This is a genomic window from Paenibacillus sp. FSL R10-2782 (assembly GCF_038592985.1).
Lineage (GTDB): Bacteria > Bacillota > Bacilli > Paenibacillales > Paenibacillaceae > Paenibacillus > Paenibacillus terrae_C.
Genome location: NZ_CP151951.1, coordinates 640,399 through 661,756, shown reverse-complemented (window position 1 = coordinate 661,756; position 21,358 = coordinate 640,399). Strand labels below are relative to the sequence as shown.

The 21,358-nt window shown below is 47.6% G+C and carries 17 protein-coding genes; 7 read left to right on the top strand and 10 right to left on the bottom strand.

What is annotated here, in order from left to right:
- Nucleotides 1-3: 3 nt before the first annotated feature.
- Nucleotides 4-792, bottom strand: a complete 789-nt coding sequence (locus NST83_RS02965) for a helix-turn-helix domain-containing protein (RefSeq protein ID WP_342417857.1) — start codon at nucleotides 790-792, stop codon at nucleotides 4-6.
- Between the two features lie 65 nt (nucleotides 793-857).
- Nucleotides 858-1,712 carry a zinc ribbon domain-containing protein gene (locus NST83_RS02960; RefSeq protein WP_342416515.1) on the bottom strand — a complete coding sequence of 285 codons (855 nt, stop codon included), beginning with the start codon at nucleotides 1,710-1,712 and terminating at the stop codon, nucleotides 858-860.
- A 309-nt stretch (nucleotides 1,713-2,021) separates the two neighbouring features.
- Between NST83_RS02960 and NST83_RS02955 the strand changes: the two genes are divergently transcribed.
- Entirely contained in the window at nucleotides 2,022-4,451 is a 2,430-nt protein-coding gene (locus tag NST83_RS02955; RefSeq protein ID WP_342416514.1) for a UvrD-helicase domain-containing protein, read from the top strand.
- Nucleotides 4,452-5,489: 1,038 nt separating this feature from the next.
- Here the strand turns inward: NST83_RS02955 and NST83_RS02950 are convergent.
- From NST83_RS02950 to NST83_RS02940, 3 genes are read right to left on the bottom strand one after another with little or no spacing between them, the layout of a single operon-like run.
- Nucleotides 5,490-6,362 (bottom strand): MetQ/NlpA family ABC transporter substrate-binding protein, encoded by an 873-nt coding sequence (locus NST83_RS02950; protein WP_342416513.1) that lies wholly within the window; start codon nucleotides 6,360-6,362, stop codon nucleotides 5,490-5,492.
- Nucleotides 6,363-6,380: 18 nt separating this feature from the next.
- Nucleotides 6,381-7,151: an SDR family NAD(P)-dependent oxidoreductase gene (locus NST83_RS02945; protein ID WP_342416512.1), complete on the bottom strand. Its 771-nt coding sequence runs from the start codon at nucleotides 7,149-7,151 to the stop codon at nucleotides 6,381-6,383.
- A gap of 3 nt (nucleotides 7,152-7,154) precedes the next feature.
- On the bottom strand, nucleotides 7,155-7,616 hold the full coding sequence (locus tag NST83_RS02940; protein WP_137061432.1) for an S-ribosylhomocysteine lyase: 462 nt from the start codon (nucleotides 7,614-7,616) through the stop codon (nucleotides 7,155-7,157).
- Between the two features lie 267 nt (nucleotides 7,617-7,883).
- Between NST83_RS02940 and NST83_RS02935 the strand changes: the two genes are divergently transcribed.
- Nucleotides 7,884-8,687, top strand: a complete 804-nt coding sequence (locus NST83_RS02935; RefSeq protein ID WP_137061431.1) for a GTP pyrophosphokinase family protein — start codon at nucleotides 7,884-7,886, stop codon at nucleotides 8,685-8,687.
- A gap of 201 nt (nucleotides 8,688-8,888) precedes the next feature.
- Here NST83_RS02935 and thrS read toward each other — a convergent pair whose 3' ends face one another.
- A complete protein-coding gene (thrS, locus tag NST83_RS02930) occupies nucleotides 8,889-10,802 on the bottom strand; it encodes a threonine--tRNA ligase (RefSeq protein ID WP_342416511.1) in 1,914 nt (637 codons plus the stop codon).
- Between the two features lie 285 nt (nucleotides 10,803-11,087).
- On the opposite strand from thrS, the gene NST83_RS02925 reads away from it, so the two are divergent.
- From NST83_RS02925 to NST83_RS02915, 3 genes are all read left to right on the top strand, one after another.
- The gene (locus NST83_RS02925) at nucleotides 11,088-11,237 is read left to right on the top strand and encodes a hypothetical protein (RefSeq protein WP_170970768.1); all 150 of its coding nucleotides are present in this window, start codon (nucleotides 11,088-11,090) and stop codon (nucleotides 11,235-11,237) included.
- A gap of 127 nt (nucleotides 11,238-11,364) precedes the next feature.
- The gene (locus NST83_RS02920; RefSeq protein WP_342416510.1) at nucleotides 11,365-11,919 is read left to right on the top strand and encodes a TetR/AcrR family transcriptional regulator; all 555 of its coding nucleotides are present in this window, start codon (nucleotides 11,365-11,367) and stop codon (nucleotides 11,917-11,919) included.
- 12 nt (nucleotides 11,920-11,931) lie between these two features.
- Nucleotides 11,932-12,360, top strand: coding sequence for a DUF3995 domain-containing protein (locus tag NST83_RS02915; protein WP_342416509.1), 429 nt, complete (start codon nucleotides 11,932-11,934; stop codon nucleotides 12,358-12,360).
- Between the two features lie 137 nt (nucleotides 12,361-12,497).
- Here NST83_RS02915 and NST83_RS02910 read toward each other — a convergent pair whose 3' ends face one another.
- Both NST83_RS02910 and NST83_RS02905 read right to left on the bottom strand, forming a co-directional pair.
- Nucleotides 12,498-13,649, bottom strand: a complete 1,152-nt coding sequence (locus NST83_RS02910; protein ID WP_342416508.1) for a glycosyltransferase family 2 protein — start codon at nucleotides 13,647-13,649, stop codon at nucleotides 12,498-12,500.
- A 179-nt stretch (nucleotides 13,650-13,828) separates the two neighbouring features.
- Nucleotides 13,829-14,251 carry a MarR family transcriptional regulator gene (locus NST83_RS02905; RefSeq protein WP_342416507.1) on the bottom strand — a complete coding sequence of 141 codons (423 nt, stop codon included), beginning with the start codon at nucleotides 14,249-14,251 and terminating at the stop codon, nucleotides 13,829-13,831.
- Nucleotides 14,252-14,415: 164 nt separating this feature from the next.
- Between NST83_RS02905 and NST83_RS02900 the strand changes: the two genes are divergently transcribed.
- Together NST83_RS02900 and NST83_RS02895 are read left to right on the top strand one after the other, a co-directional pair.
- Nucleotides 14,416-15,885, top strand: a complete 1,470-nt coding sequence (locus NST83_RS02900) for a DHA2 family efflux MFS transporter permease subunit (protein WP_342416506.1) — start codon at nucleotides 14,416-14,418, stop codon at nucleotides 15,883-15,885.
- A 138-nt stretch (nucleotides 15,886-16,023) separates the two neighbouring features.
- A complete protein-coding gene (locus NST83_RS02895; protein WP_342416505.1) occupies nucleotides 16,024-16,524 on the top strand; it encodes an NUDIX domain-containing protein in 501 nt (166 codons plus the stop codon).
- A gap of 78 nt (nucleotides 16,525-16,602) precedes the next feature.
- On the opposite strand, the gene NST83_RS02890 is transcribed toward NST83_RS02895, so the two are convergent.
- Together NST83_RS02890 and NST83_RS02885 are read right to left on the bottom strand one after the other, a co-directional pair.
- Entirely contained in the window at nucleotides 16,603-17,679 is a 1,077-nt protein-coding gene (locus tag NST83_RS02890; RefSeq protein ID WP_342416504.1) for a Gfo/Idh/MocA family oxidoreductase, read from the bottom strand.
- Nucleotides 17,680-18,009: 330 nt separating this feature from the next.
- Nucleotides 18,010-21,147: an ATP-binding protein gene (locus NST83_RS02885; RefSeq protein ID WP_342416503.1), complete on the bottom strand. Its 3,138-nt coding sequence runs from the start codon at nucleotides 21,145-21,147 to the stop codon at nucleotides 18,010-18,012.
- Between the last annotated feature and the right edge of the window lie 211 nt (nucleotides 21,148-21,358).

Below are 21,358 nucleotides of genomic sequence, written 5' to 3'. Positions count from 1 at the left end.
ATTTTATTCTCCAGCGGACATATATTTACCGATTATGCCCTCATACCGCCAGCCATACCGGGTCGACAGTTCACTGCCCATGTCATGCTCCAGCTCGTACAGAATCAGATCCTGGGCAAAATGATTCAGCAGCAGTCCTGTCATCACCGGATGCTCGGTAATGAGCGCCTGTGTCGGGCAATTCTCTCCCCGCATGCCCAGCATGCACCAGCGCCGATCAATGACAAAAGAAAATTTGCGCCCCGCTGGCTCCTGTCCGTTGTTGCCAGACGCTCGCGGCAGCCACGGTCCCAGCACGCTTTCGCCATTATCGCAGGACCATAGCAGCCGTACACCCCGTTTTTCGGCTTTTTCCAATTCTGCCCGTAACAGCTCAGCTTCCTCCCGCCACAAATCAAGCACAATCTCATGCTCCGCCCGTTCCAGCTCACGTGACAGGCTTTCCAGTACATTCCGGTCGCCCTCCGCGTTATAAAAGGTCGGCTGGGCTGGCTCTGCTCTTGGCATTTCCTTCTCAATCGCACGCAGGGACTCCTGCAACTGCCCTTCAATCATCCGGGTCAGCTCATCCGACGGCAGCATGCTGTAGCGCACAGGCTCTCCAGCACTCGCCCTGAGATACCCCTGCCCGGCCAGACGCTGCAAAGCCGCGTATACGTTGGAGCGTGATGCACCCAGACGCTTGGCGACTTCATAGCCGGAGGCCGCATTTTGCCTTGATAGCTCGATCATAACCTTGGCTTCCATTTCCGTAAATCCCAGATTCCGCAGATGTTGCAGCAAACGCTCCATATATTCCGTTCCCCCTATGCTGCCCGGCGTTCTGTCCATGTCCTGCGGTAGCCTGCTCGGCTGCGTCAAATCTGTTCAGCTCCGCAACGCGGGCACCACTTGGAGCCTTTGGGCAGCTCGGCTGTGCAAATTTGGCATTTCACATTCTCACGTACCTGTGCAGCCGGAATTGCTGGCTTTTCTGCCTCGGAGTTGTTGGCCTTCCAGTATCGAATACGCTCGTCCAGTTCCTCCTGACGCTCCCGTTCACGTTCCAGCTCCTCCAATCGACGGTGCTCTTGCTCCAGTTCTTCCTGGCGACGACGCTCCCACTCTTCATCGAAGGCCGCTTTTTCTTCCGGTGTAAAATCGGAAACTGTATAGTTACGGTCCAGGCTGGATGGATCATGTGTTTCATTCAGCTCATGCTGCTCCAGTTCATGCTGATCATACGGCCCATGCTCTTCGTAATGGTTGTAAGCAGGCTCAGAGCTCTTGGCTGGTTCTTCTTGCTTGCGCAGATCAAACGAATATACACCCGTGGGCACTTCTTCGCGCACAGCAGCCACTTGCTTGGAAGCAGCCTGTCCCTCATTCAGCTTGCGCCCACATTTCGGGCAAAAATTCGCATCCAGCGGCACAACAGCTCCACAGGTGCATAAATAAGCATTTTTCAGCTCTGCAATTCTACCGCGCAGCTCGTCAATTTCATCCTGTAGCTCATCACAAGCGGTAGATAGCTGTGTCATTTCCTTTTCTGCCACCGACATATCGGATGCCCGGTAGCCTTCATAAAAAATTTGACCCATTCGCAAAAAATGAACATCCATTTCCTGCTGAATCGTTGTAATTTGTGAATTTATTTTACTAATCTCGACAGCATGCTGTGCCTTTTCTGTAGCGCGATTCGCGCCTTCTTTAATACGTTGAATCAGATTCATCGTGATTTCCTCCCTATATCCAGCCGGATTTCCCCGTACCGTGCATATATCCAAGTTTTTTTCTGTTGGCAAACCTCGAACTCCTGTATAATGGAATGCGGTCATATCGCCTTTTTGAAGGATGCAAACATCAGCGGCAACGTTCTGACGTTCTAACGATCTGTCCAGACCCGCATGCGTTTCAGCATATATTTCAGTCCATCGTCTTGTTCTCAAGAGCAGCTTATGCTGACTAGAACTCTATCATACCAAAAACTACCCCCATTTGTGAAAATGGAAGATTTTATAATCGAAAGGGGTTTCAGGATCATGGACCCAAATCCTGCTTTTTACCCCCGTCCTATCGGGGTTCCTTATTCAGCGTCAAGCCCGCAGGCCCCCCGTGCTTCTATGGATACCAGCTCAACGCTGGTATCTGACAGTGACGGCGACTCGGCTTATTTCAGAGCTTTGGAGAACGCGGGTATTCACTTGAATCGCCCGCAAATTCAGGCTGTCCGTCATGGTAAAGGCCCCCTGCTGACACTAGCCGGGGCAGGTTGCGGCAAAACCACCGTGTTGGCCGCCCGTGCGGGCTACCTGATGGCACTGCGAGATGTTCCTGCATCGTCCATCCTGCTGGTGACCTTCACCAGCAAGGCGGCTGCCGAAATGAAGCTGCGCATCGCAGGACTGCCCGGTGTGCGCCCGGCAGCCGCACGTGCCGTCCAAGCGCGTACCTTCCACTCGTTCGCTTTGGCGATGCTGCGGCATCGCGGTGTGCAGGATGAAGTATTCGGCGAAACGCAGGCCCAGCACACCGTTATGAAAATGATGCTGCGCCAGCTCGGGCTTAGCGAGGCCTTCCAGCCTGAAAGCCTGCTGTCCGCCCTCTCCGCCTGGAAGGCGGAAGGCCGCAGCGCAGACGAGCTGCCGGAAACCGTACGCGAGGAATCGGATGCCAAGCGTGCCATGCTCGCTTATGAAGCCTGGAAGCAGGAACGCAATAAAATGGATTTTGACGATATTCTGCTGCGTGCTTCCGTTCTACTACGTGACCCGGATGTGCTTCAGCCGCTTCAACGGCGTTTTTCCCACATCATGGTCGATGAGTTTCAGGATACGAATGCCCTGCAATATGAAATGGTGCAGCGATTGGCTGCCCGTCACCGCAATCTGATGGTCGTCGGTGATGATGACCAGACGATCTACACCTTTAACGGGGCACGTCAGGAATCCATTCTGGAGTTCGACAAGGTCTACAAGGATGCGAAAGTCATTACCCTTGATATTAATTACCGCAGCGATGCGCGGATTTTGGGGCTGGGCTCCAACATTGTCGCCAAAAACGTCCACCGACGCTCCAAGCGCCTGTCGGCTGCCGGACGTGAGGGCCTGCCCCCACAGTTTGCCACGCCATCCGGGCCGGAGGAAGAAGCGGCGCATATTGTTACACATCTGCTCGGACAGGTAGAGGAAGGTCGGCTTCGCTATAGGGATATCGCAATTTTGCATCGGACAGCCAGCGGAAGCCGTTCTATTTTTGAGCAATTAATCATGCGGGATGTACCGTTTATTCAGTACGGAGCCGGGGCTGTATTTTATGACCAATCCCTGATTCGTCCCTTGATGGATCACTTGCGTCTGTCGTTGAACCCCCGGCGGATGGAATCCATTCCGAGTACCCTTGGGCCGCTGTATGTCTCCCGTGAAGCAGGGATGGAATGGATTATGCGCGAGGAAAAGCAGCAGGCTAAAAAATATCCGTTAATCCATCTCAGCCGTTGGGATCGGCTGCGCGACTTTCAGCGTGAACAGGTGAAGGAGCGTATCCGGCTGATTCGCAGCCTCACCACGATGAAGCCGACCTATGCCATTCAGGAAATGCGGCGTGTTTTCTATGATAAATATTTGGAAAGCGGCGATACAGGCGCATGGACTCATTATAAGGAAACAATGCAGGAAAGCCTGGAGGAGCTGGAAACGGCGGCGAAGCGGTTTGACACGGTGGAGGCGTTCGTCAGCTTTGCGGACGAGCTTTCCGAGCGCCACCGTCAGATGGAATCGCTGCGCAGAGAGGAAGACAGCGATGCTGTCCGCCTCATGACGATCCACCGAGCCAAGGGACTGGAGTTCCCTTGCGTCTACTGGATCGGCGCCAGCGAAGGCATCCTGCCGCACAGCTCTGCGTTGCACAGCGAGCTGCCAGAGGATCGGCGGGCAGGCGCAGCCCCCGCAGCGGCCGTAGATAACGACGCGGCGCTGGAGGAAGAGCGCCGCCTCGCCTACGTGGCCGTCACCCGGGCGAAGGAGCTGCTATACATCACCTCCCCCGCCTCCAACCACGGCAAGCCTGCCGCCGTGTCGCGCTTCCTGCTGGAAGCCTATGGGGTCACACCCCCTGAGGCTTCCAAGCAGGAAACGCGGCGCACCAGCTTCAGCCAGCCGAAGGGAGCTGCCGGGCATGGTAGCCGCTCCAGCAGCGGAGCGGCCGTGTCCAGCACGGCTGCCCGCGTGAGCAGCAGACCCGGACCGGGCAGCGGGTCCGCGCGGACGGCCTCGTCGGTGGCAAGTACACGGGAGGAGCCACGCATCAGCGTGCCCGTGTGGAAATGCACCGACGACGCCTGCAAGGCGTGGATGCGGCGCGATACGACAGGCGCCCGCCGAACGGCTTCGGCTGGAGCAGGCACGCCGCCAGTGTGCCCGCTCTGCTCATCCCCGATGACAGAGGGGACACGCAGCATCCCGGCCAGATAGGCATAAACTAAATCATTCTTCCCCTGAAAATGTATAAAAGCACCATCAAAACCACTAGCTACATGGTTATGATGGTGCTTATTGTTCATTATATATCTGTCATTTTCTATTTATACCATTTCCATAAATACTTTAAGAGAGTGGAAACAGAAATACGCTTTTGTGAAAGGACAACAAAGCGACCTTTCATGTTTTAGTCTTCTACAAAACGGATATAAGGACGTTGAAAATACCTTTGGTCTGACACGAAGTAATATTCTTTCCCCACAACAAGAGGAGGGATAACGGATTTTGAAGAAATATATAATTTTTTAATCTCGCCTCCGTTAGAGGCATCGCTTTGGATGACTAAGTAATCATCATGAACTTCGACTAATTTAGCGGTTTCACTTGGATGAGATCCTGAATAATAATAAATCCAGCCCAATATTAGTAAAATAAATACAATTCTTAAAGTGAACTTAATTATTTTATTTTTTTGACCAAAAATATCATCACCTCCAATAACTGAGCATTATACTATATCTATGATAATATCGGAAATATATTTACACAATAATTCCATTTTAAATGAAAAAGAAGACAGGTTTACTCTCGACTGTGGTAGTCGGACTCCTTGCATTATCTCAAGGCTCAGTTAGCGCGGCTAGTTCGCTAATTTATAAAAATAAAAGGTGAAAAGTTTAGCACATCTGCAATACTAGCATGAAGATGGATTTAGTAATATTGACCAATCACAACTTTTGGGAACTATTGGGTCGGTCCGTTCACTTTGTCGAAGTATCTGTCATGGGGAGGTGTTGATTCATTGGGTTTCTGGCAATTGATAGTTGCGTGGATATGTATTGTTTGTTTGGTAATCATTTTTAAAAATAGGGTTAGCAAGTGGCTGCTATATCCTTTGTCGCTTATTTGCATATTCGGTACATTGTGTTTTTGGATTTATAATCAATAAAATGGGCAAATAGAGGAAATCGGGATCATCCTGTCATTCCTCTATCGCTCAACTATGATTTTAACGACTACTACTTCCGAGTATTACTTTCCTTCCAAATAAGAAACAGGCTCTTTAACCTCTACTTTGGTGCCGCCAAATTCATCTTTAATGTATTTTTGGGTATCCTCGCTATGATACAGATCTGCCAACTTTTGAAGTCCTTTGTCATTCGCCTTATCGGATGAGGTAACCAGGACATTGATATTATTTTTAGTCGCCTGACTGATCTCTTCGTGGAACAAAGAATCTTTAAGTACATTCAGGCCACCCTCTAGAGCAATCGTGTTCCCGATCAATACCAAGCCCACATCCTGAATCACACGCGGCCCTGTTTTATCGTCGATCAGCTCAAATTTCAGGTTTTTAGGATTGCTGGTGATATCATTGACCGTGCCTAAAGCATCATCAAAATCTGCTTTCAGCTTAATTAGGCCGGATGCCTCCAACAGCTTCAAACCTCTTGCCGTATTGGCCGGATTATCTGCCAAAGCCACCAAAGCCCCGTCCGTCACTTCATCAATGCTTTTGAATTTTTGTGAGTAGATACCCATCGGCTCCAGATAGGTTGTGGCAATAGCCTTCAAATCTGCCTTGCTTTCCTTGTTATAGGTAACGAGATAAGCCCACGACTGGAATGCATTCACATCCACTTCGCCTTCCTTGGTGGCATTGTTCGTTTCGATTCCTCCGTTAATTTCCTTCACTTGAATGTCCAGCTTGGCATCCTTGGCTGCTTGAGACTGGGCAATATGCTTCCAGATCTGTGCGTCCGAGCCCATGGAGCCGATGACTATTTTCTGTGTTTCCGAACCGGAAGTGGAGCTGGCACCACTACTGTCAGAGCTTTTATTGCCACATCCTGCAGCTACTAATAATAAACTGATTCCCAATAGTAAAACGAATGATTTCCTCATCTCTACTTCCCCCCAGATCTAGTGCATCGTCATTCCGCCTGTAACATTAATCGCTTGCCCTGTCATATAGGCAGAAAGCGGACTTGCCAAAAACAGCACCACATTGGCGACGTCCTCCACCTCGGCCGTTCTTCCCAGAGGTACCTGAGAACAATCCTCCTCATATATTTCTTGAGCGGTCATTCCACGAATGACGCCCCCCTCAATCCGTTCCCGATGCTTCATCGGCGTTTCCACAATGCCGGGACAGACCGCATTAACCAAAATATTTTGCGGTGCAAGCTCAATCGCCATGACCTTGGTTAATCCGAGAACCGCGTGCTTGGAGGCGCAATACCCTCCCATTGCCCGATATCCATTTTTTCCAGCCTGTGAAGCGATTTGAATAATTCGTCCCGGCTTATGAGCATTCACCATTTCTTTGGCAAAACGTTTGGACGCCACATACAATCCAGTTGAATTAATAGAAAATACCTTCTCCCAGTCTGCTAACTCGCTATCAATGACATAGTCCATCGTGGAAGTGCCCGCACAGTTTACCAATATATCGGGAACTCCCGTTTCGCTGAACAGTACATTGCACCATCTCTCAATATCGTCCGGCCTGGAAATGTCCAAGTGAGTTTCAACCAACTGCGGATGAACCACTCGATACGGCTCTTCATAAGAAATATCAGCAGAAATCACTTTGGCCCCGCTTTGAATAAAAAGCTCTACAATTCCCTTGCCTATGCCTGACTTGCCACCTGTCACTACCGCTGTCTGATGAGATAGGTCGATCGAAATCATAAATTACAATACTCTTTCGAAAGGATCTCGGCTAATACCCGCTTCCAATACAATTTTCACATATTCCTGTGCTGAGAAAAGAGAGTGGTCCTTGTAGTTCCCGCATTCCAAAGGTGTAACAGCCGGAACCTCCGTGGTTTCCAGAATTCTTTTCAAGGTTTTTTCCAAAGCGACTGCAATTTCCTCGGGCTCATGCTCGTTCCAAAGAATCAAATAAAACCCGGTTCTGCATCCCATTGGAGAAATATCGATAATCCCTTTAATTTCATCTCTCAAATACGTCGCCAACAAGTGTTCCAGTGTATGTACAGCGGCTGTTGGAATCGCATCCTCATTCGGCTGTAAAAATCTCAAGTCATACTTTTGGACTGTGCTTCCTTTTTCGTCATGCTCTACTCCAGCTGCTCTTACATAAGGGGCTTTTACAATCGTGTGATCTAGTTGAAAGCTTTCTACTTTTGCCATTTCTCTCGACCTCTTTTTCTGTAATTTATATTGAATAGATGACTATAACAGAGCTTCATGTAATTTTTAAAAAAATGCTTCGAAGCAACATTTCAGCAATTATACATCGGTTTACTCGGTTTTACAATACAAATTGTTATCCTTTTTTTCTTCCCGCTCCCTCTTCTCCTTTGCCTGTAGGTTTTGACATAGTGTACAATATATACGGTAGTGCATATTTACGAAATAGAACGAGGACATCGTAAGCCTCACTTAGGAGAATGGCCTGTGAATGAACCGGATTGGAAGCACTTGAATGCTGTCCCTTTGCCCTTACAGGAATTTCAGCTACAGCTGGAGCAGAATGGAGTTAACGCCAAGCAACTGGAGGAATGGAGAAAAATCCCGGTCCTTTATCAGTTGGCTCTGGAGGAATTAAAGAACAAAATCAAGCTGATTCAGACCGAATGGAAGCTGATGGACGGCTTTAGCCCGATTGAGCATATCAAGACCCGAATCAAAGAGCCTCACAGCATTGTGGAAAAGGTTCGACGCAAAGGGTATGAAGTCACCCTGGACAATATACTGCGTGAAATTCATGACATCGCGGGAATGCGAGTCGTGTGTGCTTTTGTGAAAGATATTTACCGCCTGATGGATCACCTGCGCACACGGGAAGACATCCGTATTCTGGAGATCAAGGACTATATTGCCCAACCCAAGCCCAACGGCTATCAGAGCCTTCATGTGATTGTAGAAGTTCCGCTAATTCTGTTTGAAGGTACGCGCTGGATCAAGGTTGAAATTCAGCTCCGCACACTGGCTATGGATTTCTGGGCCAGCATGGAGCATATTCTGTACTATAAGTTCGATAAGAAAGTGCCTGAGCATGTCGTTAACGGATTATCCGAGGCTGCGCGTGCAACCTATGAGCTGGATCAGAAAATGCTCAAGCTGCGCGGCGAAATCTTGTCCCTCAGCGAGGAACAGGAGCAAGCAGACTCCCCGGAGCATCCAACTGCTGCGGAATCCTCTTCGAAGACACTCTCCCTTGCCACGGATCACACCGAATCCCGGCCACAGACCTGCTAGACATTGGTGTACATGATCCTTGAACATTGGGCTGAGGCGTCAACAGCCTCGTTCAGCCTCAGCATTGCTAATTATGCATTATGAGGATTTTGCAAAAATCCTGATTATATAAATAAAGAGCGCTCAAAACCACTTTTATCGTGGCTTGAGCGCTCTTTGCTCTATATTTTTTTGTCTTGCTCTATTTCTTTTATTCAGAGTTTATTGCTTCTCTCGAATTTCAGTGCTGATTTTCTCAACGATGTCAGCAATGCTGAGCGATCCCAGATCGCCTTCGCCACGTTTGCGAACCGCTACAGTACCGGTTGTTTTTTCATTTTCACCGATGACGAACATATATGGAACCTTTTCCAATTGTGCCTCGCGGATTTTATAACCAAGCTTCTCATTGCGAGTATCTACTTCGACACGCAGACCCGCTTGCAGCAGCGCTTCCTGTATCTCATTGGCAGTCTCGATATAGTTCTCGGATACAGGCAACAGCTTCGCATGAACAGGAGCCAGCCACAATGGGAACGCACCTGTAAAATGCTCGGTCAGGATGCCCATGAAGCGGTCAATCGAACCGTAGATGGCACGGTGAATAACGACTGGACGGTGCTTCTGGTTGTCCTCGCCCACATAGGTGAGGTCGAACTTCTCTGGCATTTGGAAGTCCAATTGGATCGTTCCGCACTGCCAGCTACGTTTGAGTGCATCGAGAATGTGGAAGTCGATTTTCGGACCGTAAAACGCTCCATCTCCCGCATTGATACGGTAGCTGATGCCCAGGTGATCCAGCACGTTTTGCAGAGCTTGCTCCGCCTGATCCCACAGCGCTGGCTCGCCCATAAAGTCATCCGGACGTGTGGACAGCTCCACTGTAAAATCAAAGCCAAACACACTATACATTTCGTTAATCAGCTTGATGACATCTGTAATCTCTTGCTCAATCTGACCCGGAGTAACAAAAATATGCGCATCATCCTGACAGAAAGTACGAACACGCATCATACCGTTCAACGCGCCAGACAGCTCATGACGATGCACTTGTCCAAATTCGGAGATACGAATCGGCAGATCGCGGTAGGAATGAAGCTCATTTTTAAACACAAGCATATGCCCCGGGCAGTTCATCGGTTTCAGAGCAAACGTAGTTTCATCCACTTCGGAGAAGTACATATTTTCCTTGTAATGCTCATAGTGTCCCGATTGCTCCCACAGACGATTGTTCATCATCAGCGGTGTGCGTACTTCCTCATAGCCATGCAAGCGTTGAATTTCACGGGAGTAATCCTCCAGTGCAGTACGGACAACCATACCTTTAGGAAGATAGAACGGCATACCCGGTGCTTCCTCGGAGAACATGAACAGCTCCAGCTCTTTACCCAGCTTGCGGTGGTCGCGTTTTTTCGCTTCCTCCAGCAAGTGCAGATGCTCGTCTAGCTGTGCTTTTTTCGGGAATGCAGTTCCGTAGATACGTTGCAGCATCTTGTTGTTGGAATCGCCTCTCCAGTATGCGCCTGCTACACTCAGCAGTTTAAAAGCTTTAATGCGGCCTGTAGATGGCAAATGCGGCCCACGACACAGGTCAAAAAATTCGCCCTGATCATAGATCGTAATTTCCGCTTCCTCCGGCAAATCACGAATCAGTTCCAGCTTCAATGGATCTTCCAGCTCTCCAAAAATACGAGTTGCTTCCTCACGGCTGACCACACGACGTGTAATCGGCAGATTTTCCTGGGCAATCTTCGTCATTTCCTTCTCGATCTTCGCCAGATCGTCAACGGACAACGGGTTTTCGATATCAATGTCATAGTAGAAGCCGCTGTCAATGACCGGACCAATACCCAGCTTTACGTTTTTCTCGCCATAAATGCGTTTGAGGGCTTGTGCCAGCAAATGCGCTGTGCTGTGACGATAAATTTCCAGACCGTCCGCACCGTCCAGCGTAATAATTTCAAGATCAACGTTCTGCTCCAAAACGGTGTTCAGATCCACAGCCTTCCCATTCACTTTACCTGCTACTGCGTTCTTTTTCAGCCCGGAGCTGATCGAACCCGCCACATCAGCGATTGTTACGCCCTGCTCGTACTCGCGTACCGCTCCATCTGGCAATTTCACCTGAATACTCACGATTAAAGCCTCCATTCAAATTGTAGGTACATGCTATATATCAAAATTGAACGCAAAAAAACGCCTCTCTCCCTCAAGGGACGAGTGCGTTCAGCTCGTGGTTCCACCCTAGTTCGGTCCGCTCCTGCACGTACATTCATGTTCATTAAAACATGCTTATGCACGACATGCGTGACCCTCCATTGGTATCCGTTAACGGGGATCAATCGGTAGGCGCTTACTGATGTCACTGTCACATTGCACAGCTACAGGTTCAACGTCACGGCTACAAAGGGGTAACTTCACATGCGGTTGCCGGAAAAGCTCTCAGCCAAGTCTTTTCTCTCTGAACGGCCCTTCAAGGAAATCATGTCTTTGGTCAATGCCTTGAATATCACTATATGCTACAGCATTATAGATCAAATCCGCAGCTATTTCAAGTGGCTGTTTATGTAAGTTTCACTCCTCATATTCATAATCTGGTTGTGAGAACGGATGTCCATATGTTTACACGACTCAAAAAACGCTGTAATATAATACTCATCTAGACGGTATCGTACAAAAAAAGAGGGGGAAAGGAAAGTTGCCCAAAATCATTGTCACAGAAGAGCAATGGATCCAAGAAGGAATCAAACGGTTTGAACAGGGTGGAATCGAGCAGCTCGTTATCGAAAAAATGGCTGTTTCTTTAGGATGCAGCAAAAGCAGTTTTTATTGGTATTTTAACAATCGCAGCAGCTATATTAGACAGATTGTTGAGACATGGAAGGAACAGACAACACAACAGGTTATTGCAGCGTCCATCATCCATGCTACCGCAGACGAACGAATCAGAGACGTGCTGACCCGGATGTTCGGGACGACGAAACGGGGCGATTTCTTGTTTTATCTACGGAAGCTGTCATTGAAGGATGGTACGTATCACTCCATTCTGGATGAAGTGGAACAAATGAGAATGGAGTTTATGCAGCAGTTATTTATCCAAAAGGGTATGCAGCCAGAGAAAGCCCTCCAGAGATCATGGATGTTGTACCATTATTACTTAGGGTGGTATGAGCGGCACAAACAAGAGACGTTAAGTGATGAAGCCATTCAGCAACATATTCACATGATTTGGACGGAGTGGATTTCAGTTTAAGGAGGATGTCACATGTTGGATTTACTTACATGGGCAGTTGGCGGAATTCTTTTGGTACTGAGTGGCATGCATGTATATTGGGTATTCGGTGGAAAAACAGGCATTAAGGCAGCGATTCCAAGCACAGGAACGAATAGGCTCTTTGAGCCCTCCAAAATAGGTACAGCGATTGTAGCCATTTTACTAGCTTTAGCCGCTTGGTTCGTCTTGGAACTAGGGGGAGTTACACCATTCCTGCTTTTCAACCCCTTCTATTCCTACGGAGCAGGCTTGTTGTCTTGTTTATTTATTTTACGTTCTATAGGAGATTTCAAATGGGTAGGGTTCTTCAAGAGAAAGAAAGGAACCGTTTTTGCAAAATGGGACAGTGTGCTCTATTCCCCCCTTTGTTTCCTTTTGGGAACAGCCATTTTAATGATTATGTTCTTGCGTACGGAGTAGACACGGTCTGTAGCCATATTGAATCTTTCTCCTATATCCACAATCGAGTGAGATTGTGGATTTTTCATTTCCTGAATTACCTTCACACAATAGGGAAGATGTGATAGGTATGAGCTGCACGTTGAAAACGAGCAATACTACTCTACCAGCTTTTCAGACTTCAGCACCATGTCTCGTAAAACCTGAGCGACTCGACTTTTTCGGCCCTCTGCATTCTTTTTTATCCATCGTAATGATTTTTTATACGCATGGGTATGGTTTGGTTGAACGAACTGCCTGGCTGCCATTCGCAGTGTTCTCCTCAACAACAGCGCTGACGAACGTGTTTGCTTGGATCGGCTTCCCCTGCGCAGTACCCGCAACGTATTTTTGTAAGTCTCTAAATCCAGGGATGGATGTACAAGGGCGAATAAATTTAACGAGGAGTCATTGAATCCGTAGGTTTCAAACATAATTTTTAGATTTTCCGTATTTAAAACGTTTCCTCTGAGGTGGGTTGGATGCTCCTGGTGATATCCGACTACCTCTTTGATGCAATAAAAAGGAATTTTCAATCGATGCAGCCTGTAGCCAAGGTCCCAGTCTTCGAGTCCATAGAGTACAAACCGTTCATTGAAACCTCCAATACGAGCCAAATGGCTGCGTCTGATGGATACACAACGTGTAACTAATAACGTCCAAGGAGCTACATCCGTTTTGGCAAATTGCTTTTTAATATTTGGGGGAACTCTGGAAGGGATCATAACCTTGGACAATGCACCCGTTTGGTGAAGGATATCTTCTGGCGTTATGATCGGGACAATTTCATTTGCTGCTTCAACGTGAGGGTTCCATAAGCCTGATTGTGTGAGTATACTCCGACAATGCTCCTTTTCTTCAGGAGAAAAACCAGGGTAATAATGGGTATAAGCATCATCCCACGAGTGAGGGAAGCCTGAAAGCACAGCTTTGGGATATTTACGATGATAACGGCTCACAATTCTAATGAATTCAGGTAACACCAAAAAGTCAGCGTCGCAGAAGATGATGTATAACCCCTTGGCACGGCGCAGGCCCAAATTTCGAACGGCAGATCGACCGCGTTGTTCTGGATGGGCAACATAGATCAGAGGATAGGATGCTTGGAAACTTTCGACCATTTCCTTCGTTCCATCTGTAGAACCGTCATCAGCTACAATCACTTCGAATAGATGCTTCGGATAAGTTTGTGTTTCAAATGAAACGAGTGTGAGCAGCAGCTGTTGGGCTCGATTATAGGTTGGAATGACGATGCTGTAGCGGATAGCCAATGTGATCTCCTCCCCATTTTTTGAAAACCTTTAAATAAGATGAATGATAACAATATATTCAATGACTTTAGCCTGGTATAGTCAAACACCCTCTAAAGATTGAAACAGGCTTGATTTTATTGGAGATGTATTTTGGAGCCGATGGGGGGGGGGGCGGCCAAGGATTCCACTGTATACCTTTATTCACCAGGGTCTATACTAATCTTTTGCAGCAGAGCGATAAGCAGGTCTTCTTCCTCATCAGATAAATTATGGACAAGATCAGCATTGAACTCATCCAAGATTCCTTGCAGGACAGGATAAAATTCTAATGCCTTGGCCGTTGGAAACAAAAGATGGGAACGTCGATCATTCGGGTCCGTTTCTCGCTCAATGTAACCCGATTCCTCCAATTGTTTCACAGAACGCGCAGTAGTTGCTTTGTCAAATTTAAGTTCGTTTGTCAACTGTTCCTGTGTAATGCCCGGATGCTGCAAAATAAGCTTTAAAAAGCTGTGTTGGCCCCCGCTGCCGATCCCATAAGGAGCCAGTTTTTGGGACAGTATTTTTTGATTTCGTCGGTACAGGTGGGAAATCAGCTTTCCAATCGGTTTTTTTCTCATTAAATACACCTCAGTGGCTTAAATATGGCAAATCTTCGGGTAGGACCAAGGCAAATTTTACAACAATATTGTTGCGTGCGCAACTAATTTGCTGTACACTAGAACCGTCATTTAGTTGCGAGCGCAACTAAATAGTAATGGTCAACGATAAAGAGGTGTTAATCATGAGTTCAACTGCTACAGCTGCCGCAACGTATCAGGAAAATAGCGAAATCCAGAAGAAACGTTGGATGATTTTGATTGTATTGAATCTGTTTACGTTTATGTCCACGCTGGATGGAAGCATCGTCAATATTGCTCTACCCGTTTTGTCCCGCACGCTCAATTTACCCGTAGCACAGATTGAATGGGTCACAACAGCCTATTTGATGGCTATATGTACAGCCATTTTATTTTTTGGCAAGCTTGGAGATATGGTCGGCAAAATTAAAATATTCAAGATCGGCACGATCGTGTTCATCCTTGGCTCACTGCTGTGCGGTCTCAGCCTTTCGCTGCCCATGCTGCTGATCTCCCGAATCATTCAGGCGCTCGGGGCATCTATGACCATGGCCAACAGCCAGGGAATCGTCACGGATATCTTTCCTTCCACTGAACGAGGCAAGGCACTCGGCCTAGTCGGAACCTTCGTTTCCCTCGGCAGTATCGCGGGACCCAGCTTGGGTGGTATTATCGTCTCTTCACTAGGCTGGCAATATATTTTCTGGGTCAATGTACCGATTGGTCTGGTGGCCGTTTTTCTCGGTTGGAAGCTGCTGCCAAAGGATCTGATCAAGGTGACAGACAAGATCGACGTTCCCGGCAGTCTGGTGTTTGCTGTTTTTATCCTCACCTTGTTCGCCGGATTGCTACTGGGACAACAGGTCGGATATGGAGACATCCGCATCATGGCTTTGTTGGTAATTGCCGTGATTGCTTTTGCGGTATTCCTTCGGGTGGAAATTCGCCGTCCACAGCCGTTGTTACAGCTCGCTTTATTCAAGAATCCGTTGTTCTCGCTCAGTATTCTATGTGCTTTTCTCGTATTCGCCGCTAATTTCTGCTTTAATATCATTTCGCCTTTCTATGCGCAGAATATGCTGAACTTGTCACCTTTTTATGCAGGGTTCCTGCTGATGCTGTTTCCCATCTCCATGGTTATCGTTGCCCCTCTCAGCGGTGCGCTTTCAGATAAAATCGGGTCTGAGCTGCTCACCTTTGCCGGACTGGTAGTCATGGTAGTCGCCCAGATTGGGTTGGCTCGTCTCCATGCAGGCAGCCCCGTTCCGTTTGTGGGTCTTTGGATCGCTATGCTGGGTATCGGCAGTGGATTATTCCAGTCGCCGAACAATTCACTAATCATGTCCAAGGTGCCACGCACGCAGCTCGGCTCAGCCGGGAGTGTCAATTCATTGGTCCGCAACGTCGGCATGGTGGTGGGGATTACCTTGGCCACGTCGATCCTGTTTTATATTATGAGCAAAGAGGCTGGTTATCGAGTCACCGGGTTGGTTCCGGGTCACCCGGAAATTTTTCTGTCAGGAATGCACGTGGTCTTTATGACTTCCGCGTCCATTTGTCTGGTGGCGGCACTACTGACAGGCTGGCGGCTGATCGGGTCCAGACGGGCAAAGATACAGGAGAAAAAGAAATAACAGCTGCCGAAGAACGAAAACGCTCATAGACAGAATGGGTATGGTGGAATTAAGATGATGAGTATTCCGTACGAAGTACGAACAAGGAATAACAAGCAGCATTTACAATTTGAAAATGTGATATAAGGTGGCGCTTAGATGAAGTATTGCTATGAATGTGGAACAAAACTAATCGTGAAGGAGTGTGAAGGCGAAGGCCCTATTCCCTATTGCAGTACATGCCAGGTCTTTCGATTCCCGATATTCAGTACAGCGATCAGCACCGCTGTGATCAATCGGCAGAGAAATAAAGTGCTGCTTATACAGCAGTACAATATCAAGGATTTTATTTTGCTGGCTGGTTATGTGAACAAGGGTGAATCCGCCGAGCAGACATTGGTGCGCGAGGTCATGGAAGAAGTAGGATTGCAAGTGGATGAGTATACATATATGCGCAGCGAGTATTTTGAACGAACCAATACGCTGATGCTGAACTTTGTATCCATTGTGAACGATGACAAGCTGGATGCTCTCAGTGCGGAAGTAGACCAAGCACGTTGGTTTACGCTGGAGGAAGCCAAACAGGTTATTTTGAAAAACAGCTTGGCTGAAGCCTTTCTGCTGACCATTATTCAACAGATCGAGGCAGGATTCATTTGAATGGATACAAAGAGGTGGATTCAACTCACGAGACACGATAGTTGAATCCACTAGCGGTAGTCCAGGACTTTTTTCTCTCTACACTTCCACTAAACATCCATTCTCTTTCCAGGATTGCAGTATTTTTTCGAGGACCCACTGGTTTTTGTACCCGTCCTCGAACAATGGGGCACGATCCACGGACTCTCCCCTTGCCAGCTTAACAAAGTCTCCATAGGCCGTATGATCATAGATAGCAGGGACAGCCCAATTCTCGTATTCCGCATCCGGGTGCTCCAGATCTCGCAGCACAATGCGAACATTTTCCCGGTTGTTGAGACTGGCGTGCAGCGCACCCAGCTCGCCATAGATATCAACTTCGATATCGTGACGTTTGCCAATGGCATTTTTGTGGGTAATGAACGTGCCGACGGTATTATCGCCTACGATGCCATGGAAAGCAGCGAAGTCTTCCACATCCACTTTTACAGGCAGACCTGTGACCGGATCAGGCCGCTCGGGTGTAATCGTATGTAGCAGCGCCGCGACGCTTTTAAATTCACCCACCAGAAAACGGGCCAGGTCAATAATATGCGAGGCTGTATCGCCCACGACCCCGGAGCCTGCCTTCGCTAAATTATGCCGCCATGTATACGGATGTTGACGATATGGTGAGAATGCATCCATCAGATATCGAAATTGAATGTTATAGATGTTGCCCAGCCTGTGTTCATCCAGCAATTGCTTGGCATATTGGAAAGCAGCGCCGTAACGATGCTTATAATGAACCAGAAAAGGCACCGGGTTCGCTGTATACAGCTTTTTCAACTGATCCGCTTCCCCCCACGTGAGTGTCAACGGTTTTTCCGCCAGTACAGCTTTGTGTTCTTCCAGAGCAATACGAATGATGTCAAAATGCACATCGTTGGGTGTCAGCGACAGAATCGCATCCACCTCCGGGTCACGGATTAAGGCTTCATAATGGGGATATTGCTTGGAAGCAGGCAGTTGCAATTGCTTACCCAGCAATTGAAGGCGATTGGGGTTCACATCACTAACGGCCACAAGAGAAACCCCCGAGATGGTTTGCAGGGATCTAATGTGATATTCAGCGATAAGGCCCAGGCCGATGACACCCATACGAATGGGCTTGGTTGGGGAGATGGAGGTACTCATGTGATCAGAATTCCTTTCTCTTCAATTTGGCTTAACGCCTGTATCAAACTCCTTTTTGCTATGCAGTATCACCCGTAGCTTTGCAGAATAGTCCCCACAGAAACGAAAGTGGTCCATAAAATAAAAAAAGACCTGCATTCCGATGTCGGTTTCACAGATCTTTTTCACACCTTCTCTATACCAATTCACATTAAAAATGTACCTACCCGTCCAATTTTTAGAAGATAATCCGGAAGAGTTATTACCCGGACTCGTCACGATCAGAGAAGCGGCAATTTGAGCTAGGCTCACGTCATGGTATCATCCCTGCCCAGGACGTGAGCCTTGTTACTATCTATCCGGAATAACAAACGACACGGTTGTTCCTTCATTAACACGGCTCACGATCGACAAGCCTTGACCGTACAGCTGCTGCAATCGCCGATTCGTATTAGGGATGCCAATGCCTGCTTTTTCACTCTGAGTTGCATTTTGCAATTGATTGACCTTTTCCTGCTCCATTCCCTTGCCGTTATCTTTAACTTCAATAAGGGTGAAGCCCTCCCGGCGAGTAATGGACAGCTGAATCGTACCGCCTGCGTTTCGGCTGAGAAGACCGTGTTTGACGGCGTTTTCTACCAGCGGCTGAATTGAGAGCGGAGGAAGCAGCAGCCGCATGCCCGTCTCCACCTCCCATTTAATCGACAGCCGATCCCCGAACCGCGTTTTTTCGATGTATAGATAGGCTTCAACGAGCGCGAGTTCATGAGCCAGCTCTACTAGCTCCCCCGTATTGAGATAATCAAAGCTAATTCGTAAAAAGGACGAGAAGGCCTCACCCAGCTTGCGCATGCTTTCCGTATCGATATCGCTTAACGCCATTAACGAATTAAGGGTGTTGAATAGGAAGTGGGGCTGGATTTGCGCTTGCAAATAGGCAGCCTCCACACGTAGACGCTCTTTAATGGATTGCTTTAGGGCTATCAATGCCCTGATCCGATATTTTAACTCCAAAGCGTCTACGGGCTTCGTCACATAGTCGCTTGCCCCTGCTGAAAATCCGGTGTAAATGTCCGCTTGCTGGCTGCGTGCGGTAAGGAGCAGCACAGGAAGCTCTGACATGGAAAACTGCTCTCTAACCTTCTGTGTTAATTCATAGCCGGACATTTGCGGCATCATAACATCGGCTATGAGCAGATCCCACTGCCTGGTCCCCAGCAATTCTATCGCCTCCCGTCCGGAACGAGCGGTAGTAATGTTATAAGGCTCCGTTGAAAGGATACTGACAAGAACATTTAGGTTGACCGGATTATCATCAACGGCAATTATATAGGCTTTGTCCTCCTTTAACAGCGGCGGCAGTGCGGCGGCAGCTTCCATTTCCCCAATGGAGTGCGGAAAAAGAAAGCCAGCAGGCACCTCATCTATTATTCCCTTCGTTTGTGCCTGAGCAATAGGGACCTGATTGGGTTCAAAATCTGCTGCGTCTGCTAAAGGCAGATTAAAGCTGAAAACGGAGCCCTTTCCCAATTTGGAGCGAACCGTCAAGTCGCCATTATGCAGCTCGACAAGCTGCTTGCAAATGCTTAAGCCCAGTCCGATGCCCTGCTCACCGCTTATTCCATCAGAGCCTTGCTCATAAGGGAGAAAAATACGCGACTGGGTCGCCTCATCCATGCCGGGCCCCGTATCGGCAATATGAATAACAGCCTGCCTGTCCCGAATTTCGGCTGAGACGGAGATGCTTCCCTCCTCGGTATATTTAAGCGCATTATGCAGCAGGTTATACAAAATTTGAACGAGCCTTTTCTCATCCGCCAATACCAAAGGCAGCGATTCCGGTATCTCCATATGCAGTTCGATTGGCTTGCTTTCCTTCATAAATTGCAGCATTGCGACAACGCCAGGAGCGATGGACTGAATGCTGAGGGGCTCCCGCTGCAAAACAATGCGCCGTTCCTGAAGCCGAACGACATCGAGAAGATCGCCAAGCAGCTGTGACATCCGTCTGCTGATCGTAATGAGCAGCTGCATATCCTCAAGGCTGCTTTTCGCAAGCCTGGTCTTCTCTTTGGTGACAACGTTATAAGCGATGTTCATAATACCGTGCAGCGGCGTGCGGAGCTCATGGGACGTATTAGCCAAAAACTGGTCCTTAATTTTATCCGCTTTTTGTAGCTGCTTGTTCAATTCCATGTTTTCTATCGAATTTCGAAAATACTTTTTAAACCAATAGGCCGAAAAGCCGGTAATAGCAAAAATAATGTCGATGGGATAGTAGACGGTCGTAACATCTCTTGCGCTCTCAGCAATACTCCACAGTAAGTTGGATAAGATGCTTGTTGCGGAGAACAGCAAGAAAATGACGTCATTATCTTTATTTTTTTGCAAAATCATCGTTCCTACTATGTATATAAACCAGACGACTGATATGAAATTAATCGTTTGAAATACATTGAAATGGACGATTGCATAAGCAATATTGGCTGGTGAGACCAGGAAAATGCCGGTAAGAGCAACATTCGCTGCAATGTAGGTTTGGAACCATTTTTCTCGCAGCGGGGCTGCGTTGAAGCTTTTGAATAGCAGAAGCAGAAACACATTTTGCCACAGCACAGTGATCAGTCTAATTTTGATTGCCCATGTATAGTTAATCGGCAGCCATAACAAGAGTATATTATCGTGACTTACTAGAATCGTAATACCAACGGATATCGTTAACAGCGCTGCGATCAACAAGGTCCTCTCTTTTGAGCTGAATAGATAGAGAATGCAAGCATACAGGCAATGAAGCAGCAGAATAAGAAAAATGAACATCTGAAATCCAATCGAGTACCAGCGCACAAAATCAATAGTGGCCGCAGTGCCAAAGCGAATCGGAGTTACAATGCCGCCCTTATAGGGGTTGTCGAAATTGGCCGCACGAATGACCAGTTCAATCTCGGTCACTCCTTCTGTGTCATAAGTAGAGGTAAAAGAGATGCTTTTGGGTGTATATTCATTAGCAGCGTCGGCTAGCTTGCCCATAATGGCAAAATTTTTTCCGTTAATTTCAATTTCCGATGCCGCCTCAATTTTTTTAAACCAGAATGAAACAGGAGTCTGAAGCGAATCAATCAAAATGCGAAGACGATACGTTCCATACCCGTACGAGTTGTTTGAATGCTGCTGAAGCGCGCTCCCCCAGTCACCTGGTACGGTAACATGGCTTGCTTCGGGTTCCTTCTCCAGAAACTCGTCTCCCGTAACAAAATTTTCAGGATAAAACTCCCATTCTCCATTCAAATAGAGCACAGGGGAATTTTCCAGATCAATACCGCGCAGGTCAAGCACGCCGCCAACAGCACGGGGCTGGTGGTCGTATACGGGAAAAACGACAGACCACGCCCATCTCATGCCGACTAATGCAGCAAAAATAAACAGCATGATGGTTATATATTTAAAAAGTGTTATATGCTTTGCCTGCATGACGTTCACCAATTTTGTCATAAATGAATAAAACCTCTTTTGACCGCTCTTTATTGTTAATCCTTTACATTATAGCATAGGATTTAGCCATTCTCTTGCTTGGCTGCCAAAGAGAGCAGGTAACGACAAAGATATCAAGATTCTGTAGAGCTTATTTTACTGTTTTTAACATCATATAATATGATTAATGATGCGGACTTCAAAAAGTTTGTTGTACTATTTGGAATAGCCG

Excerpts from the sequence above, each read along its gene's own strand:
- NST83_RS02965 (WP_342417857.1), bottom strand. The coding sequence starts at position 792 with ATGGAGCGTTTGCTGCAACATCTGCGGAATCTGGGATTTACGGAAATG.
- NST83_RS02960 (WP_342416515.1), bottom strand. The coding sequence starts at position 1,712 with ATGAATCTGATTCAACGTATTAAAGAAGGCGCGAATCGCGCTACAGAA.
- NST83_RS02955 (WP_342416514.1), top strand. The coding sequence starts at position 2,022 with ATGGACCCAAATCCTGCTTTTTACCCCCGTCCTATCGGGGTTCCTTAT.
- NST83_RS02950 (WP_342416513.1), bottom strand. The coding sequence starts at position 6,362 with ATGAGGAAATCATTCGTTTTACTATTGGGAATCAGTTTATTATTAGTA.
- NST83_RS02945 (WP_342416512.1), bottom strand. The coding sequence starts at position 7,151 with ATGATTTCGATCGACCTATCTCATCAGACAGCGGTAGTGACAGGTGGC.
- NST83_RS02940 (WP_137061432.1), bottom strand. The coding sequence starts at position 7,616 with ATGGCAAAAGTAGAAAGCTTTCAACTAGATCACACGATTGTAAAAGCC.
- NST83_RS02925 (WP_170970768.1), top strand. The coding sequence starts at position 11,088 with ATGCGGTTGCCGGAAAAGCTCTCAGCCAAGTCTTTTCTCTCTGAACGG.
- NST83_RS02915 (WP_342416509.1), top strand. The coding sequence starts at position 11,932 with ATGTTGGATTTACTTACATGGGCAGTTGGCGGAATTCTTTTGGTACTG.
- NST83_RS02905 (WP_342416507.1), bottom strand. The coding sequence starts at position 14,251 with ATGAGAAAAAAACCGATTGGAAAGCTGATTTCCCACCTGTACCGACGA.
- NST83_RS02900 (WP_342416506.1), top strand. The coding sequence starts at position 14,416 with ATGAGTTCAACTGCTACAGCTGCCGCAACGTATCAGGAAAATAGCGAA.
- NST83_RS02895 (WP_342416505.1), top strand. The coding sequence starts at position 16,024 with ATGAAGTATTGCTATGAATGTGGAACAAAACTAATCGTGAAGGAGTGT.
- NST83_RS02890 (WP_342416504.1), bottom strand. The coding sequence starts at position 17,679 with ATGAGTACCTCCATCTCCCCAACCAAGCCCATTCGTATGGGTGTCATC.
- NST83_RS02885 (WP_342416503.1), bottom strand. The coding sequence starts at position 21,147 with ATGACAAAATTGGTGAACGTCATGCAGGCAAAGCATATAACACTTTTT.